The sequence below is a fragment of the Candidatus Tisiphia endosymbiont of Nedyus quadrimaculatus genome, assembly GCF_964059235.1.
Lineage (GTDB): Bacteria > Pseudomonadota > Alphaproteobacteria > Rickettsiales > Rickettsiaceae > Tisiphia.
Window position 1 is genome coordinate 325,653 of record NZ_OZ060452.1, and the last position, 18,828, is coordinate 344,480.

Annotated in this window: 16 protein-coding genes and 1 pseudogene; 9 read left to right on the top strand and 8 right to left on the bottom strand. The window is 32.6% G+C overall.

Annotation, left to right across the window (positions count from 1 at the left end):
* Window positions 1-15: 15 nt before the first annotated feature.
* The 3 genes from AB3211_RS01660 to AB3211_RS01675 all read left to right on the top strand — a co-directional run bounded on the left by AB3211_RS01660 (window position 16) and on the right by AB3211_RS01675 (window position 3,491).
* Entirely contained in the window at window positions 16-1,743 is a 1,728-nt protein-coding gene (locus AB3211_RS01660; protein WP_367364456.1) for a cation:proton antiporter, read from the top strand.
* Between the two features lie 8 nt (window positions 1,744-1,751).
* Complete coding sequence (locus AB3211_RS01665) at window positions 1,752-2,243, top strand: SH3 domain-containing protein (protein WP_341754094.1); 492 nt, start codon at window positions 1,752-1,754, stop codon at window positions 2,241-2,243.
* A 516-nt stretch (window positions 2,244-2,759) separates the two neighbouring features.
* Complete coding sequence (locus AB3211_RS01675; RefSeq protein ID WP_367364457.1) at window positions 2,760-3,491, top strand: HD domain-containing protein; 732 nt, start codon at window positions 2,760-2,762, stop codon at window positions 3,489-3,491.
* Here AB3211_RS01675 and AB3211_RS01680 read toward each other — a convergent pair.
* Complete coding sequence (locus AB3211_RS01680; RefSeq protein WP_367364458.1) at window positions 3,403-4,725, bottom strand: MFS transporter; 1,323 nt, start codon at window positions 4,723-4,725, stop codon at window positions 3,403-3,405. The two genes, AB3211_RS01675 and AB3211_RS01680, sit on opposite strands and share 89 nt — an antisense overlap.
* 657 nt (window positions 4,726-5,382) lie before the next feature.
* On the opposite strand from AB3211_RS01680, the gene AB3211_RS01685 reads away from it, so the two are divergent.
* From AB3211_RS01685 to AB3211_RS01695, 3 genes are all read left to right on the top strand, one after another.
* Window positions 5,383-6,378 carry an Mrp/NBP35 family ATP-binding protein gene (locus AB3211_RS01685; protein ID WP_341757769.1) on the top strand — a complete coding sequence of 332 codons (996 nt, stop codon included), beginning with the start codon at window positions 5,383-5,385 and terminating at the stop codon, window positions 6,376-6,378.
* 66 nt (window positions 6,379-6,444) lie between these two features.
* Window positions 6,445-7,356: a lipoyl synthase gene (lipA, locus tag AB3211_RS01690; protein ID WP_341754358.1), complete on the top strand. Its 912-nt coding sequence runs from the start codon at window positions 6,445-6,447 to the stop codon at window positions 7,354-7,356.
* A 9-nt stretch (window positions 7,357-7,365) separates the two neighbouring features.
* Window positions 7,366-7,923, top strand: a complete 558-nt coding sequence (locus AB3211_RS01695) for a phospholipase D family protein (protein WP_367364459.1) — start codon at window positions 7,366-7,368, stop codon at window positions 7,921-7,923.
* Between the two features lie 259 nt (window positions 7,924-8,182).
* Here AB3211_RS01695 and AB3211_RS01700 read toward each other — a convergent pair whose 3' ends face one another.
* From AB3211_RS01700 to AB3211_RS01710, 3 genes are all read right to left on the bottom strand, one after another.
* Complete coding sequence (locus tag AB3211_RS01700) at window positions 8,183-9,223, bottom strand: HlyD family secretion protein (RefSeq protein ID WP_367364460.1); 1,041 nt, start codon at window positions 9,221-9,223, stop codon at window positions 8,183-8,185.
* 349 nt (window positions 9,224-9,572) lie between these two features.
* Window positions 9,573-10,109, bottom strand: coding sequence for an NUDIX hydrolase (locus AB3211_RS01705; protein WP_367364461.1), 537 nt, complete (start codon window positions 10,107-10,109; stop codon window positions 9,573-9,575).
* Window positions 10,106-11,158 carry a mannose-1-phosphate guanylyltransferase gene (locus tag AB3211_RS01710; RefSeq protein WP_367364462.1) on the bottom strand — a complete coding sequence of 351 codons (1,053 nt, stop codon included), beginning with the start codon at window positions 11,156-11,158 and terminating at the stop codon, window positions 10,106-10,108. Before AB3211_RS01710 ends, AB3211_RS01705 begins: the two co-directional genes overlap by 4 nt.
* Before the next feature lie 88 nt (window positions 11,159-11,246).
* Between AB3211_RS01710 and AB3211_RS01715 the strand changes: the two genes are divergently transcribed.
* The 3 genes and pseudogenes from AB3211_RS01715 (at window position 11,247) to rpsD (ending at window position 14,081) form a co-directional block, all read left to right on the top strand.
* Window positions 11,247-12,020, top strand: a complete 774-nt coding sequence (locus AB3211_RS01715) for a LicD family protein (protein WP_367364463.1) — start codon at window positions 11,247-11,249, stop codon at window positions 12,018-12,020.
* An 8-nt stretch (window positions 12,021-12,028) separates the two neighbouring features.
* Window positions 12,029-13,313, top strand: a pseudogene (locus tag AB3211_RS01720) (DNA recombination protein RmuC).
* A gap of 150 nt (window positions 13,314-13,463) precedes the next feature.
* Window positions 13,464-14,081 (top strand): 30S ribosomal protein S4, encoded by a 618-nt coding sequence (gene rpsD / locus AB3211_RS01725; RefSeq protein WP_367364464.1) that lies wholly within the window; start codon window positions 13,464-13,466, stop codon window positions 14,079-14,081.
* Window positions 14,082-14,251: 170 nt separating this feature from the next.
* On the opposite strand, the gene AB3211_RS01730 is transcribed toward rpsD, so the two are convergent.
* From AB3211_RS01730 to hflK, 4 genes are read right to left on the bottom strand one after another with little or no spacing between them, the layout of a single operon-like run.
* On the bottom strand, window positions 14,252-15,010 hold the full coding sequence (locus AB3211_RS01730) for a rhodanese-like domain-containing protein (RefSeq protein WP_367364465.1): 759 nt from the start codon (window positions 15,008-15,010) through the stop codon (window positions 14,252-14,254).
* Between the two features lie 16 nt (window positions 15,011-15,026).
* Window positions 15,027-16,583 carry a Do family serine endopeptidase gene (locus AB3211_RS01735; protein WP_367364466.1) on the bottom strand — a complete coding sequence of 519 codons (1,557 nt, stop codon included), beginning with the start codon at window positions 16,581-16,583 and terminating at the stop codon, window positions 15,027-15,029.
* 45 nt (window positions 16,584-16,628) lie between these two features.
* On the bottom strand, window positions 16,629-17,486 hold the full coding sequence (hflC, locus tag AB3211_RS01740) for a protease modulator HflC (RefSeq protein ID WP_341757607.1): 858 nt from the start codon (window positions 17,484-17,486) through the stop codon (window positions 16,629-16,631).
* A 6-nt stretch (window positions 17,487-17,492) separates the two neighbouring features.
* Window positions 17,493-18,560: an FtsH protease activity modulator HflK gene (gene hflK, locus AB3211_RS01745; protein WP_367364467.1), complete on the bottom strand. Its 1,068-nt coding sequence runs from the start codon at window positions 18,558-18,560 to the stop codon at window positions 17,493-17,495.
* Window positions 18,561-18,828: the final 268 nt, after the last annotated feature.

Here is an 18,828-nt window from a genome sequence, read left to right on the forward strand (position 1 = left end):
GGGGAAAAGGTGTAAATGGAAGAGCATATTCTTATCAATATTATAATTTTAATAGGAACAGCTGTATTTGTTGTAGCAATACTTAAACGCCTTAATCTAAGCCCTGTTTTGGGTTATTTAATTGCAGGAGCAGTAATTGGAGACCATGGATTTAAGATTGTAACATATGATCAAACAAAATTACTAGGAGAATTAGGAGTAGTTTTTTTACTTTTTGCTATAGGTTTAGAATTATCTTTTGAAAGATTAAAGGTAATGAGGCGGTATGTATTTGGTCTTGGCTCACTACAAGTGTTAACTACAGCTATAGTAATTGCTGCCGTTGTTGTATTAATTAGCGGTAATAGTAGTGCTGCCATTATTATTGGAGGTGGTCTTGCTTTATCCTCAACTGCCCTTGTTATGCAAGTTATTGAGGAAAGTCGTAGCCAATCAACTCAACTAGGTCGTATATCCCTAGCTATCTTGTTATTACAAGATTTAGCAGTTGTGCCATTGCTAGTTATGGTACCACTGTTTGCTAGCGATAGTAAAGATTCGTTAGCGATAGCTCTAGGAACAGCTTTGCTTAAGGCTATCATAGCGCTATTTGCAATATTTGTTGCAGGTAGAGTATTACTAAGACCTTTATTTGGGTTAATTTCATCAGACAATGGTGATATAAACGAGCTACCAATTTCCATGACTTTATTGGTAGTTCTATCTGCAGCTTGGGCCACGGAATATTTTGGTTTATCACTTGCTTTAGGAGCTTTTGTTGCAGGTGTTTTGGTTGCAGAAACAGAATTTCGGTTGCAAGCTGAAGAAAGTATATACCCTTTCAAAAGCTTATTGCTAGGACTATTTTTTATGAGCGTTGGAATGAATATTGACGCTCAAGAAATATACGCTCAAATATCAACTATACTAACTTGTTCTATTGCCTTGATTGTAGTAAAAACGCTAATTATTGCCGCCTCTTGCATTTTATTTGGTTTTAATAAAGGAGTAGCCTTGCATGCAGGTTTATTATTATCACAAGGTGGAGAATTTGCTTTTATCTTATTCGGTCTTGGTAAAGAAACTCAAGTTATTAGAGAGAGTACTGCTAATGTTCTGTTGTTAGTGGTGACATGTACTATGGCACTAACTCCATTACTGGCAATTTTAGGAAAAAAACTTGCTGAAAGACTTGATAAACAACTTGGCAAGACTCCAATACAAATTATAGAACTTGGAGCAAGAGATTTAACAAACCATATAATAATTGCCGGTTTTGGTAGTGTTGGTAGAATGGTAGCATTAGTACTGGAAGCTGAAGGAATCAATTATATAGCACTAGATGTTAATGACGAGATTGTAAAAGCAGAAACAGCTAATGGATTTCCAGTTTTTAAAGGAGATGTATCACAGATTGATACGCTAAAAGCTGTGGGAGCAGAAAGGATTTTAACTCTAGTACTTACAATGAATAATAGTGTTACTATCAAAAAATCTCTTCGAACAATTTCAAGTCATTTTCCAGATCTTGAAGTTATTGTCAGATTAAAAAATCTAGAGAAGGCTAGAGAATTTTATGATGCTGGAGCAACAACAATCATACCAGAAAATTATGAGACGGGGTTACAGCTTGGTGGAACAATTTTAAAATTTATTGGTCTTAGTGAATATGAAATAAATCGTATCAAAGGGCAATTTAGATCAGGTAATTATGTAATAGCTAAACGAGATGATGCTTTGCGTGAATTAGAAGAGAATGATTAAGAATAACCATGGCAATCAAGTTACTAAAGCAACAGTCATATATTTTGATTATAATCTTGACCATTACACCTTTACTAACAAAAGCTGATAATCAGAAATTACCGATACCTAGATTTGCCTCAATAAAGGCTAATGAGGTAAATGCTAGAGTTGGTCCTTCGATAAATACACCTATAGAATGGGTATTTGTTAAAAAAGGTGAACCAGTAGAAATTATTGCAGAATATGAACAATGGAGGCAAATTCGTGATACAAAAGGAGAAGGAGGCTGGGTACATTCAAGTGTATTGTCCGGTAAAAGATCGGTGATTGTGGTAAGTCCCGAGTTAGTAGCTCTGACTCGAGTAGCTAATGATCAACATAAAATTGTTGCAAGAGTAAGTAATTATGTCCGTTGCCTACTTAATAAATGCAAACAAGATTATTGTCAGGTGTGCTGCAAAAATTATACTGGATGGCTACCTAAAACAGTATTGTGGGGAGTATATAAGGATGAATAATATACCTCTTGCATAATTCTACTTCTGCTGGTAATTTGGACAATGATCCGCTACCCGAATCCTCATGTATACTAGAGTACGCTGCGGTTTGCAGTAAAGTATTTCTTGCAAATTCCCTAACATAAGCAAGTTTCGAAAGATATCTATTACAATTTACACTAGTGAATTATTGGATATTGTTTTTATAGATGATAAACTGTAATTTAACCTCAGTTCGATGTAAGAATAATTATTATTCTCTGCACGCTTGATGTCATCCCTGCGAAGGCAGGGATCTAAAAATGTTTAAGCACTTAATCCTTGCTACTTCTTTAGACCCCTGCCTACGCAGGGGTGACATCACCCACAATAGAGATGATACTAGGTCTAGTATTAACTTGTTACATCGAATTGAGGTTAATTTATACAACAAGATTAGAAAATATGCATCTTTTTAAAAATAAAAAGTAGTAAATGCTTTAAACTGTTAAAATTTTAGTTTAAAATAACTTTATAATTAAAATATTATGGTTTCTTATGGAAGATATTAACTATTGGGATAATTCAAGATACCAGTATTGTGCATATGCTGAGAGGTTGCTTAATGAATTAATTTTGCTAAATACAAAAGTAAAGCAACAAATAGACATTGATGAAGTCAAAAAAGGTATCTACTATGCTAAAAAATATCATGGCAATCAAATGAGACAATCCGGCGAGCCATATTACTCGCATCCGATTGAAGTGGCGTATATGGTTGCCCAATACACAGCACTAAAAATTCCAAGATATTTCAGAACTGACATGATTGTTACCGCATTACTACACGATACCATTGAAGATACAAAACTGACCGAACCCATGATTGCCTATATTTTTGGCAGTCACGTGGCTAGTCAAGTGCAAGACTTGACAAGAATTAAAATAGATAGAAAAATTAGTGAGGGAGAGACCGTAAACTTACTATTCTCTCAATATAAAAAGGATGTATTACACATCAAATTATTTGATAGATTACATAATTTAAGAACTATTAGTGCTAAGTCTCCCGAGAAAATTAAAAAGATAATAGAAGAGACTTTGGCTTACTTCATACCTCTTGCTATATACCTTGAACTCAATAAAATAATAGAAGAATTAGAGAGATCATGTTTAACGGCTTTAATCAGTAATAACTTACTTAATTTAGATCTCTTTGAGGATAATTCCCTACTTCTTTCTCTAGGTTTCCAAAATGATTTAACCCAAATGCAAAACCTAAAATTGTAGGAACTATTACAATTAATATACCATAATTTCCAAAATAATCTGTTAAATAAACGAGTCCGAATGATGTTATCACATTAAAAGCCCGAGATAAAGCATATAAGAAACTTGCATAAGTAAAACGCTTAAATACAGGGAAATGTTTATAGAAAATAGGCATAGCGGAAGAGTATGAAAGTGAAAACATAATAGTTACTAGTTGAAGTATAAGTAAATCTGATGGAGAACTTAAATTATTTAATAAATAAGGAAATATTAAGACGATAACAGAAAATATTATTAATTTAACTTTCAGAAGAATTAATGGATATATGTAACAACTTAAATAAGTCCATATTATAAAGCTCAAAACTTGTACTATAGAGATAATGAAATTATGATCTACTATTTGTTCACCACTATAACCAAAAGAACTTTTAAGAATATTGCTACAATGAAAGTAAATAAAATAAAAACATACTGGCCATGCACATTGAATTAAAAATAAAGAAATTGAAGATTTTATTTTAACCTTTTCTTGTACAATTGGATTGGACTCTATTGAGTCATTGTTAAACCCAGCTTTTTTAATAATATTTTTTAGTCTACTTTTTGCATTTGCAAAATCAGGTGTTTCTCTAAGTTTAGTTCTAGCAATAGAACCTACTAATGCAATTCCTGCTCCAGCCCAAAAAGCATAACGCCAATTAAAATTTTGTTTAATAGCAAGAGATGCGACTCCTAAGGCAGCAAACCCTCCTAAACTAGAGAATATAGTTATCATAGATACAGCAGGATATTGTACTGGTGGTTTTGTTATTTCAGTAACGTATATTTCAGCTCCTATTACTTCACCCATTGAAGACATACCTTGAACCATACGGCATATAGTAACCAGTATAGAAGCGGTAATACCAATTTCTGCATACGTTGGAAGAGTAGCCATTACAACACAAGAAATAGACATCATAGTAGTTGTTACGACTACGGTAACCTTACGACCAATATTATCCCCTATCCAACCAAATATTAAAGCTCCTAATGGTCTTAAAACGTAAGTAGAACAAAAAGCTAAGGCAGTATTCAAAGAAGCCGTCAAAGAGTTAGCAGATTGAAAAAACAACTCATTTAACAGTACAGCCATATGCACATAAAGCATCAGATCAAAATATTCCAAAAAAGTCCCAATCGATAATAACCCTACTGCTTCTTTTTGTTCTCTCGTTAGGCTTTTGTGTTCTTGCTGATATCCTATCATTTATTAACCTTATATTTATTATAGTGTTTATAGATATTGAAGATTTGGTTGAACGATAGCAAGGAAATACAGTAGCGAAAATTGAAATAATAAATCTTGGTTGTAACAATATCGCGGTTCTATAAACAAATTAGAAGGGGGGAAAGAGATATTTAGTAAAAATATAGGCTGAGATTCATACCTTGAGTTGTCCCAATAATTAATATCTTCCATAAAAAACCATAATATTTTAAATCTCTAATATATAAATTAACCTGAATTCGATGTAACTTGTTACATCGAATTCAATGTTATATATAGAAACAATCAGGTTTGAAGCGGCTGCCCACCTGATTGTTAAAATATAACACTCCATTCAATATGTGATTTTAATAATTAAAATCACATATTGAATGATGAAAAAAGTTAAAATGCACTCGCGTCAGACGCTTCAAGAGTGCATTTTTCCTTATAACAAAGCCAGTTCGATATAAGAATTAATAATTCTTATATCGAACTGAGGTTAAATTAAACTAAAAATTAAGGTACTTCCAGTGATTTATTATCTCTTTTTAAAAAAGATGAATCTTAGAGCAAGAAAACTACTATAACAGTAATATTATTGTTTATAAATATACTAATTTAACCTGTATAATAGCTTCATTTTACTTAAAAACTATGATTGATATAAACCAGCAACAAATACTAAATAAAATTTCAGATATCACTTTTAGTGACAATACAAAATTAGTCAGTATTATATCTAATATTATAATTAAGGATAAAAATATTGGGTTTGCCATTGATATTCTTGGTAAAGATTCCAAGGAAATCGATGAAATAAAAATTAAAGCTATTAATAAATTAAATGAAATACCTAATATTGGAAAAATAACTATAGTTTTAACTAGTAGCAAAGGTGTAGCTAAAAAATCAACTAATCCAAAAGTTAAGCATTTCATTGATGGAGTAAAGAAGATAATATTGGTGGCATCCGGTAAAGGGGGAGTTGGTAAATCTACTATAACAGCATTGATAGCGGAGCAACTAAATCTTGAAGGGTACAAGGTGGGAATAGTGGATGCTGATATTTATGGTCCGTCAATTCCGCAAATATTTGGTATTAGTGGTGTACCAGAAATAGTGTATAATAAAATGACCCCTTTAAAATCGCGAGGCATTGAAATTATTTCTATCGGATTTCTTATTAAGGATCACTCAGCCATTGTTTGGCGTGGTCCAATGGCCAGCAAGACCATTTATCAACTATTATCTCTCACCCATTGGCAGGAGTTAGATTATTTAATTATTGACATGCCCCCTGGTACTGGTGATATTCACTTAAGTATTTTAGAAAATTATCAACTAGATGGGGTAATAATAGTAACTACTCCACAAAAAATGGCTGCAATAGACGTCGTTAGATCGATTGATTTATACAGAAAATTTAACTTACCAATTTTAGGTATTATAGAAAATATGAGCTATCTAGTTGAACCAAGTTCGGGAAAGAAAATTCAGATATTTAACGGTAATAGTGGAGAAAATTTTGCCAAAGAATATAATATACCTTTAATCTGTAAGATTCCTATTGAACCCAAATTATCTTACAACTGTGATAACAGCACTAGCCTTACAGATATAGTTAAACTACCAATAAAACAATTTGTTTAATGATATACTCAAATGATTTGAATATAAAATTCATAAAAAAGCAGGCCATAAACAAAGCAGGATTATATGTCAAACATAATCAAGATAGAAGAAGCTCAAGCTCTTAAAAGACCTGATTGGATAAAGGTTAAAGCACCAAATTCATATCAATATCATGATACAAGAAAACTAATTGAGAGTTTAAAATTAAATACAGTCTGTCAAGAAGCTGCTTGCCCTAATATAGGGGAATGTTGGGCAAAAAAACATGCTACAGTTATGATTTTGGGATCTGTCTGTACTCGTGCTTGTAGATTTTGTAATGTTAAAACTGGTCGTCCCGATTTACTCGATCCTCACGAGCCACAGAGACTAGCACAAGCCGTAATGAAATTAGGGCTTGAACATGTGGTAATTACTTCAGTTGATCGAGATGACTTAGATGATGGTGGGGCTGAGCATTTTGCCAATTGTATAAAGGAAATAAGACTAGTTGCTCCTAATACCACAATTGAAGTTCTAACCCCAGATTTTCTTAAGAAAGATGGGGCAGCTGAAATAGTGGTATTAGCAAAACCTGACGTTTATAATCATAATGTAGAGACAGTGCCTTCTCTATACAAAACTATTAGACCAGGAGCGAGATACTATAATTCATTAAGTCTTTTGCATAATGTGAAAAAATTAGACTCTGAGATTTTTACTAAATCAGGTATGATGGTTGGTCTTGGAGAAACAAACGATGAAATTATGCAAGTAATGGACGATTTAAGGGAAGCTAAAGTTGATTTTCTAACTATAGGACAATATTTACAGCCAACTAAAAACCATGCAGCAGTTGCTAGATATGTTTCCCTAGAAGAATTTAAATATTTTGAAAGAGTAGCAAGGGTTAAAGGGTTTTTGATGGTTTCCGCCAGTCCATTAACCCGTTCTTCTTATCATGCTGGTGACGATTTCCAAAAATTAAAGGGTGCTAAGGCCTCGGTTTCGGCATAGTATAAGAAAATGAAAAAACTACCTAAAAAGCTTAATCTATCCGTAATAATATCGTTCTTACTCGGCATTACTACCGGGATAGGATATAATGAGGTACGAGAAACAGCTTCTTGGCATAGTTTTCATACTGAAACTGATAATTTAAATGTTTGTTTTACCCCACCATCCGGCTGCGGATCATTAATAGCAAAAGAAATATCCAAGGCTAAGGATAGTATTTATGTTCAAGCATTTGGTTTAACTTCGCAAAATATAGTGGATCAACTAATTAAAGCTAAGCAAAACGGTGTTCAAATAAGGGTATTATTGGATCGTAGTAACTTACACGATAGATATTCTAAAATGCATGAATTAAAACGGGCTGGTATTGATGTTTCAATAGATAAAGTACCAGGTATTGCTCACAACAAAGTTATGATCATTGATAAAAGTAAGGTGATTACTGGTAGCTTTAATTTTACCAATGCAGCTGATAATAGAAATGCCGAGAATGTCTTATTAATAGAGAATAGCGATATTGCAGCAACTTATTTGCAAAGCTGGTTTAGTCGTCGAGCAAAAAATTAATTAATTGAACCTAAGTTCGATATAAGAATTAATAATTCTTATATCGAACTGGCTTTGTTATAAGGAAAAATGCACTCTTGAAACGGCTGACGCGAGTGCATTTTAACTTTTTTCATCATTCAATATGTGATTCTAATAATTAAAATCACATATTGAATGGAGTGTTATATTTTAACAATCAGGTGGGCAGCCGCTTCAAACCTGATTGTTTCTATATATAACACGAAAGTTCGATGTAACTTGTTACATCGAATTCAGGTTAATTAGTCCTGACCGAAACTATAGCAGACATTCCTGGTATCAAATTACTAGTAATATCTTTAGGAGTCTCAAAATCTATTAGCACAGGAATCCGTTGAACAATCTTAGTAAAATTACCAGTTGCATTATCAGTCGGAATTAGACTAAATTTTGAGCCGGTAGCTGGTGATATATTACGTATTCTGCCGTATATGATCTTTTTTGGTAAAGAATCAAACTGTAATTTAACTTTTTGCTTTGGTTGCAATTTTGCAATTTGCGTCTCTTTAAAATTAGCTTTTACATACATTTGTTCATCCTGCACAACAAAAAATAATACTCTCCCTGGATTAATAAAATTACCTACCTGCAAGCTACTATTTGCTATTATTCCGTTAACTGGGGCTATAATTTGGGTATTTACTAAACTTCTAGCTACTATATTTTTATCTTCCAGTAACCCTTTCATTTTTTCTTCCTCAGCAGTTTTCTGTAAAGCTAAAAGTAGTAAGTTCTGCTGTGCAATTTGCAAGTTTAACTTTGCCTGATTATGATCAGTCTTTGCTTTAGTAAAAGACATTTTAGATTCATCTAACGTCTTTTTACTAGCAAAACTCTCTTTGTTAAGCTCTTGAGTTCTTATATAATCAACTGAGTTAATCTCCAAATTAGTACTAGCAGAATCAATAACCTCTTGACAAAGCTCTAAACTAATTTGAGCTATTAAAGTCTTTTGTTCTATGATTTCTATATTTTTAATAGATGCCTTAATAGAAGCTTCCAGCGAAGCAAGACGTGACTTATAATCCTGATCATCGATCTCAGCAATAAGATCACCTTCTTTTACCCTCATATTATCTGAAATAAATACATTCTTAATCACTCCATTAATCTCAGAGCTAACGCTGGATATGTCAGCCTCAATATACGCATTATCAGTCGATTCTGTATGAATCCAAATATCAATATGATAAGCTAAGTAGACGACTATTACGCCAAACAAAATCAGAAAATATTTAGCAAATGGATGAGACTTATATTGTTCAAAGATTTTTAACATAAATTATAACCAAAGAATTAAGGTATATATACTCAGGTAGAACTTCAAGAATTGCGTTGTCGTCTTCAGGGATCGTAGCACAACTGTCGAAAGTTAGTAAATACAGCTTATTTATACGTCATTGCGAGAAGGCCGTAAGGTCGACGAAGCAATCCAGTAACATCATTTATCTATAGATTGCTTCGCTTACGCTCGCAATGACGTTGTGGTATAGGTACTTGTAAACTTTCGACAGTTGTACACTCGACCCTTCGACTCCTGCTACTATCATAATTTTGATTCTATCGTCTATCAACTCTTCATTTACGAGTAGTATACCAACTCTTGAAATCATAGCAGTATATATTCTTCAAAGCATAAGAGTATACTTCTTTATCATCCTTTCTACTGAATTATCTAGCACAAGTTCTTGATGATTAGAAGCAAATTCTATCCATCGTAATTCGTTTGATTCAGAATTTTTTACAAAATGGTCGTTACAAACGGTTTTAAATAAAAATCTCACATCATAATGATAATGTTCTTGGTCTATAGAATTACTAGGAATTAGATGAATATCTATATCATAAATCTGTCTAGAAATCGGTTCAATCTCTAAAATACCAGATTCTTCCTGTGCCTCTTTAATTGCTACAGTCAAAATGTCATTATTACCATCACAATGTCCTCCTGGTTGCAACCATTTATCCAACTTACGATGATGCATCAGTAAGAATTTTTTTTTATTAGAATTAACCAAGAATCCTGAACCGGTAAAATGTCCTTCTTTTGTCTCCCTACTAAATGGATTTTTACAATTATCTAAAAAGTCTAACATCCTTTCTTTATATTCATATTCTTCTTGAAAATTGCTGACATAATTTTTTATACTCTCACGTAAGTTCATAATACTTCTTTTCGTCCCATCTTTGTCATTTCCATTACAAGCTGCTTTATTTTCTCAACTCTTGATTTATTTACGATCAGTAAAGCATCCTCAGTATTAATAATGATTATATTATCAACTCCTATTACAGCAGTCAGCTTATTATTAGAACTAATATATGAATTTGTACTATCAATGTTTATAACATCGCCTTCGCAGTAATTATTCGTTATATCTTCTTTTTGTATTTGCCATAAAGAATGCCAATTTCCAATATCACTCCAACTAAAATTGGCTTCTATCATAATCATTTGACTAATATTTTCGATTATAGCATAGTCTAAGGAAATTGGGGTAATATGTAAGTATGGTTCTAAAGCAAGTGTTATATTATTATGATCTTTGGTTGCATAATATGAATCATGTGCATGTTTAAAGAGTTCTTTTTGCCATAATTTAGCCTGCTCTAAAATAAAATCTATATTAAAAATAAAAATTCCTGAATTCCAAAAATATTTGCCATTTGCTAGATAATTTTGTGCTTGTTGAAGAGTAGGTTTTTCCACAAATTGTTGGGTGTTGTAAGTTCTATCTGCTAATAACTTATTTATTTTAATATAACCATATTCGGTATTTGCAAAACTAGGCTTAACCCCAATAGTACAAATACCAAATTTTGCGACATAATTCAAAGATTCATTAATAGTAATTAGGTACTTATCAATATCATGTATATAATGATCAGAAGGCAGTAGTATGACCGTATCATAACCGTTATTCTTTGCTTGAATAGCTGATATAATTGCACATAAAGCTGTATTTTTCGGCATAGGTTCTATTATTAAGTCTGCTTCTATATTTAGCTCTCTAAGTTGCTCTTTTGCTATTAATTCATATTCCTTAGCAATTATTAAAGTTGGTTTGCCTAAAGTTCTGTTTGTAATCAAAGTTTTTTGTATTAAACTCAAATTCTTAAATATTTTTATAAATTGTTTTGGTTGCATCTGTCGTGATAATGGCCATAATCTAGTTCCTAGACCCCCAGCCATAATTACTGGTTTTACTTTCATATATTGTTAATTATATAATTATCTAACTAAAGCAACTTATAGTTTATGATTTTAAAAAAGTCTACTAAAATAAACATGGGAAATATATATGCACAAGAATCATAAAAAAACTAATAACTTTTTCTTTAAAATAGCTGGAGTAATTATAATTACTTATGGTTTGTACCTAGGCTATGTAGAGTTTTATGATCACAAATGGAGATATGTAACTCCTACCGACCAACAAGTACAGAAATATACAATTAGTGAAAACAAAGCCCTAAGCTTATACCAATTAATGAAAGATACTCATGAGATATTGACTAAACATAACATACAATATTGGATTACAAGTGGTACACTTCTTGGGGCAGCAAGGCATAAAGGCATCATACCTTTTGATGATGACTTAGATATTGGCGTAATGCACGCTGATGAAATAAGGTTACAAGATATATTAACAGATTTTGTCGAGTTAGGTTATAAAACTTACCATCAAGATTTTTACACTATATGTAACACGGTATGTATAGATATTTTTATTTTCCGCCCAAAAGACAACATGTTTATATATGCTAATTTCAGAACGTTAGGTAGATTTCCTAATGATTTCTTTTATATTAACGAGGTATTTCCACTGAAGAAATATCAATTTGGTGAGATTGAAGTTTATGGTCCTCATGAATTTAAAGCTAACCTAGATAGGCAATACCCAGAATGGGATAAATACGGGGTAATTCAGCAACCGCATAGTTATTTTGTTATTCTTTCGCCTATTGAACAAAAGACTAAATTCATTTTAACTCCGAAATTATTAAAGCCAGCTATGCCAACTGGTCCTTTAGAAGAGCGGGTAATTCCGAAATTACTAACTAAAGAGTAAACTTATCAATGAGTTATATTCCATTATTGCTTACTATCGGACTTGTTGTTTTATTTGGTTTATTTGCTTGGTTTTATCATAAGACAACCAAACTAAATGCAGAATTAGGCTTTCTATCAAATAACTATTTAGAAGCAAGTAAGCAGAATCAAATTTTGCAGCAAGAAAAAATTTCTTATATCCAAAAAATTGAGCAATTATCTAGTAAAGTAGACTATCAAAGTCAATTGATAGCTGAAGCAGATAAAGCAAGACAGGAGTCCTATGCATCGGCAAAAAATGCTTTATTTGATCTTGGTAATGAATTGTCTAAACAATTAATTGAAATTCATAGACGGGAAAATCAAGAAGCAAGGGAATTATCAGAAAAAAATATTTCGGGGGCAACAAGCAAATTTAATAACGAGTTTGAACGTTTAATAAACATGGTTGGATCATTAAGTAGGGATATCGAACAATCTAAAGGAACAGTAGACATTATTAAACAATCCCTTCTTTCTCCATCTGGAGCTGGATTACTTGCTGAAATTACTCTTGAGAACATTCTAAAATCATCAGGTCTACGTTCTAATTTAGACTTTATCATACAATATTCTGTGACAACTACCGATAATTTAAAACTTAGACCAGATGCCCTAGTTTTCTTACCTTCTGGTAACTTAATGGTTATAGATGCAAAAGCTTCAAAGTTTCTAGTAGATTTAGGGCAAGATAGTACTAATCTTAGTAAAACCATGAATAATCATTTAAAGTCCTTAAATAGTAAAGATTACGCGGAAAATATTTTAGCTAGTTTCCAAGATAAAAAGGAACATTTTGGTAATATAGTTACTTTGATGTTTGTCCCTACTGAACAGGCAATTGAAAAAATTCTGATTGCAGATAATAATTTTTTACAAAAAGCTTGGGAAAGCAATATTTTCCCAGTTGGTCGGACTTATGAATATGCTATCATTTGCTAAATTCCAAATTTCAGATTATAGACGTTCAGAAAATCACAAATTAATTATAGAAGAGGTAAGAAAATTATTGACCTCTATTGCTTCGTTAGCGGAGCATTCGCAGAAACTTGGCAATAATATTCAGCATATAGTCAATAATTATGATAAATTTGCCGCTTCTTTTAATCGACATTTTTTATCTAAGGCTAGGAATATTCAAAAATTAGGCATAGATATTGGTAACAAAACAATTCAGCATCCTATAGAGCGTTATCAGCTTGTTTCATCAAAATCTGAAATTATTGATGCCCAGTTGCTCGAATCATCCGATAAAATCAAGGAATTAGAATAGACCTCTTGCATAATTTGCTTATGTTGAGGAATTCGCAGGCACTCCCATAATTTCAAAAAATGAGGAATTGACTTTAATTGTTAAAATATATATACTTAAATCAACGTTATAATAACGTTAGTGTGATATCAAAATTATGAGACATAGAGCGTGACAAAAATTATTAATTCTAAATATAAGGCTAGCAGAAGACTTGGTGTAAGCCTGTGGGGCGATAGTAAAGATGCCTTCAATACAAGAAATTATCGTCCTGGTCAACATGGTCAGAATAGTATGGTTAAAACCTCTGATTATGGTCTACACTTGAAGGCTAAACAAAAACTTAAATGCCATTATGGTAGAATTAACGAGACGCAATTTAGAAATACTTTTACTCTCGCACAAAAAATGAAAGGCAATACGGGTGAAAATTTTATAGCTCTGTTAGAAAGAAGGCTTGACGCTGTTATATATAGAATGAATATTGCACCAACGATTTTTGCTGCAAGACAATTTGTTACCCATGGTCACATTAAAGTGAATGGTAAGAAGGTTAATATCCCAAGTATGAGACTAAAAGAAGGAGATGTCATCGAGCTAAAGGAATCAGCAAAACAAATCCCTGTAATACTCGAGACAGCTAGCAAACAAGGAAACGCTGTACCAAGCTATTTAACTTTTGATTCCAATTCATTGTCTGGTCAGTTTATTAGAATCCCAGTAATTTCTGATGTTCCGTACCCATTTGAGCCAGAAGTACATTTAGTAGTTGAACTCTATTCAAGGTAATTAAGAGACTAAATATCACCCTGCTTCGGTACAGCTTACTTGCCACGCTGTCACCCCTGCGTAGGTAGGGGGCTATAATACTTAACACATCCTTCTAGGCTATTTTTTTTAGATCTCAGCCTACGCTGGGATGACAATTCATATTAAAACCTGATCCTGCCTATAATAGCTTATCGATCACCACGTTCCAACCAATGTCCTTCAGCTGGTGACAAGTCACTTGCCACAGCTCTTCTGTCATCAAATACAAAACATTCTCCTTGCCATAACCTATTACGATTATGGGTCACTTCTAAATATTGTAAAATACCGCCCTTAAGATGGTACACATCATTAAAACCCAGTTTCTTCAAATAGGCTGTTGATTTCTCGCATCTAATCCCACCAGTACAAAACATTGCTACTTTTTTTCCAGCAAGTAATTCTTTATTTTGCTCTACCCATTTGGGAAACTGCTTAAACGTTTCTGTCTTCGGATCTATAGCCCCTTTAAAAGTACCTACACAAACTTCATAGTCATTTCTAGTGTCTACTAATACCACATTATTTTGGCTAATAAACTTGTCCCAGTCCTTTGGCTCAATATACTCTCCTTTCAGATTTGCAATATCAATATCTCCAACTGTCATAGCAATAATTTCTTTTTTCAGCTTTACTTTTAATTTTTGAAAAGGATGGATATCACAGTAATTTATTTTAATATTTACATCTTCCGCAGACGTAAGTTTTATAATTTCATCTACTAAAAAATTTACCTCTTCTTTTGTCCCAGAAATTGAACCATTAAATCCTTCTGGAGCTAAAAGAATAGTACCCCTAATTCTTCTTTTTTTACCAATAAGTAAAATCTTTGGCAGCAAAATCTCAAGGTTTTCTAGGTTAGTAAAACTATAAAAACTTAATACTGCTATTTTAGAATCATTATTCATACTGACTTCATTACTACTAATTTTCAGATTTGGTAACTGGCAAAGCTATAAACATAGAAACACCCCGTCTCTGTACCAACAAGATTATATTTTGCTTTCTAATAGATTGGGCATTGTCATACAACACATTTAATTGATCTATAGAAGCTATAGGTTGTTGATTGCTCGCTATTACTAAATCACCAATTTTAAAACCATAATTTTTTCCATCTTTTGCGATATCAGTTACAATAATGCCCTCGACTTTACTTTTAATGGCAAATTTTCGTTTAAGATTATCTGTTAAATTACTAAAAGTAACATTATTTTTTACAACAGAAAATTTATTATCAGAAGTTTTATCGCTTACCTTGTCATTTACTTTTTTAGGCTCTAGATCCTCTTCACTACTAATCTTGCCACTTAATTCTTGATTTTTGCCATCGCGTACAACGATAATTTTTACCTCTTGATCAACGATAGTTTCAGCAACCATTACCTGCAGCCTCCTAGAATTTTTTACCGGTTGTCCAGCAAATTCTATTATTACATCCCCAGGTTTTATACCAAATTTATCAGCTGGACCATCTTTTTGTACTTCCACTACTAATGCTCCCGAAGCTTCTTTTAACTCAAACCCTTCAGCTATTTCATTAGTTACTTCTTGAATTACTACCCCAAGCCTACCGCGATTAATTTTTCCATTTTGCCTTAGCTGGTCAATAATTGATTTAGCAGTATTAGATGGAATAGCAAATCCAATACCAATACTAGTCCCAGAAGGTGAAAATATTGCTGTATTGACTCCTATAACTTCACCATTAATATTAAACATTGGCCCACCGGAATTACCATTATTAATAGCCGCATCAGTTTGTATAAAATCATCTACTATACCGTTAGTGTTATCAATATCACGTCCCTTTGAAGATATAATACCAGCAGTTACTGTTCCTCCAAGTCTACCAAAAGGATTACCAATAGCAATAACCTGATCTCCTACCCTAGCTTTACTGGAATCACCGAATTTTACAAAAGGTAAAGGAGTTTCGATCTCAATTTTTAAAAGAGCAAGATCAGTTTTTTTATCACTACCTACCAATTTAGCTGATAGCTCCCTATTATCCGTTAATTTTATGTGAATCTCATCTGCATTTGCAACTACATGATGGTTGGTAACAATGAAACCTGTAGGATCTATAATAAAACCAGAGCCAAGGGGAACAGATTTAGGATTTGAATACATCTCATCAAAATCAAAAGGTAGATTAAAACGCTCCAAAAGTTCATTAAAATGATCGAATGGAAAACGCTCGAAAGATTTTTTATGAGAATCTTCTGATTTTTGGTTATATTGTACTGTATACACATTTACCACAGCTGGAATAAGTGGCTCAACAATATCTGCAAAACTATAATTATGGGATTCAGGTATCTTTATTGGCACTGACTGTAAATTACTAGATTCCTCAGGAGTAATTTTGCTTGACTGGATATTTTCAGCAAAAACAGAAGATGCTAACCACATAGTCATCAGAAAAGTGGCAATTAAAGACCTTAGTAAATTGTTAAACTTACAAATATTTTGAACCATATCATCTACCTAACTACTAATCATTTTTACTCTCTCAATGTCATTCTATTTACCCAAATTTAGATATTTAAATAGCTCTGCTTCCGGAGACAATACAAAAGAAGTATCATCTTTCTTTAAAGTATTTTTATATACTTCCAAGGATCTATAAAATTTATAGAATTCTGGATCAACAGAATAAGCAAGATTATATATCTTAGCTGCCTCCCTGTCACCATCACCTTTTATGATTTGAGATTGCATATAAGCTTCAGCAAGTAATATTTTACTTTCTTTATCAGCTCTTGATCTTATGCGAGCTCCTTCTTCTTGCCCTTCAGCTCTTATTTGGGTAGCTTCTTTTTCACGAGCAGTTTGCATGCGGCGATAAATTGCTGCACTATTCTCTTTTGGTAAATCAGCTCTTAAAATTCTAACGTCAATTACATCAAGTCCAAAATTCTTTGCTTCCTCATTAACCTGATTTAAGATATTTGACATTATGTCAGACCTTGCACTTGTAAGAAGACTAGTCAAGGGTAATCTACCTATAACTTTTCTCATTGAAGATTCTAGGTTTTTATTAAGTCTAATTTTCACACCTTGGTAGTTATGTACAGTTTTGTAAAACATCACAGGATCAACAATACGAAATTTTGCAAAAGCATCTACGATTACCCTTTTTCCATCAGAAGCAGTTAGCTCTTTTGCTTCCGCCTCTACATTTAAGATACGTTTATCAAAAAATTCAACATTTTGAATAAATGGAATCTTTATATTTAATCCTGGACTTTCAATGGTTCTCATTGCCTCACCAAATTGAAATACCACAGCGGAATGGCGTTGATCAACGGTAAATAAAGCACTGCTAACTGATAATAATAATCCGAAAACTACGAAACTTATATAATAAATTGTCTTCATCCAGCACTACTCCTTAATTTTATTTTGCTGAATTGCCATATGCGGCAAAACGCCATTAGTACCCATAATAACTTTGCTGGTATCCGTTAGAATATTTTCTATAGCTTCTAAGTAAAGGCGATCCTTAGTTATTGACTTATTAGCAACATATTGTGTATAGACAGCAGCAAACCTTTTGCTGTCTCCTTCAGCTCTTGAGATAACCTCTTGTCTGTAACCTTCTGCTTCTTGGACAATTTTAGCCGCCTGCCCTCTAGCTTTAGGTAAAATATCATTATTATAGGATTGTGCTTGATTTATCTCACGTTCTTTATCGGCTTTAGAAGTTTGTACATCCCTGTAAGCATCAATTACTTCAGCTGGCGGTTCAGCTTTTAGTAACTGCACTTTCTCAATACCAACACCAGCATTATAATGATCAAGGATTTTCTGTGTTAAACCTTCAATCTTATTAGTGATTTCTTGTTTTTGGTCTGATAATATCGAAGAGATAGGAGTATTGCCTATAACTTCTCTTATAGCACTTTCAGCAGCTGTTTTTACAGAATCTTCTGGATTAACAATATTAAAAATATATTTTTCTAAGTCAGTAATATGCCACATTATATCACAATTTAGTGCAACAATATTCTCATCGCCAGTAAGCATAGTACTTTCAGCAGCCACAGCTTTGGTGTTATCCATATTAGACCTAAGGCTACTTGTTGATCTATAGCCGATCTCAATTCTACGAGACTGGTTTACCTTCTCAACTACTACCTGTTCAAACGGCAAGGGAAGGTGATAATTCAAACCAGGGAATCCTTTACGAACAAACTTACCAAACCTCATTACTGCAGCTTCTTCTCCTTCCTTAACTTCATAAACTCCGGAGGCAAACCAAACAGCAACTAATGACAACAAAACTAACGCCATTATGTTATTGTTAAAGCTAAACTTATTATAGAAATCATTAAGGTTAAACTTATTTTTTTTCCTTGGTCTAGTAAATATATTATATTCACTTTTTTCTTCCTCTTCAGAATCTCCCCAAGGGGATTTTTTTAGAACTTGAGTATATATTCGATTAAACATTTTCTGCTATTGCTATTTTGTTAATTTGTATATTATATCACTAAATATAGTTAGCACTAATACTATTTGATAAAAAAAATTTAGTATATTATTATATCTTGTATATATAACCACGTCAAGGTTCGTTACTAAAAAATCAGCAGTTTCCGGTAAAGAAGAAAGGGTAAAGTATTCAAGTGGAAGGAGGAGAAGGAAAAAAAGATTTCATAATATCAAAATTTTCAGGAATTTTAGTTGAAATAACACATATAGATTTTTTAGTAAGAGT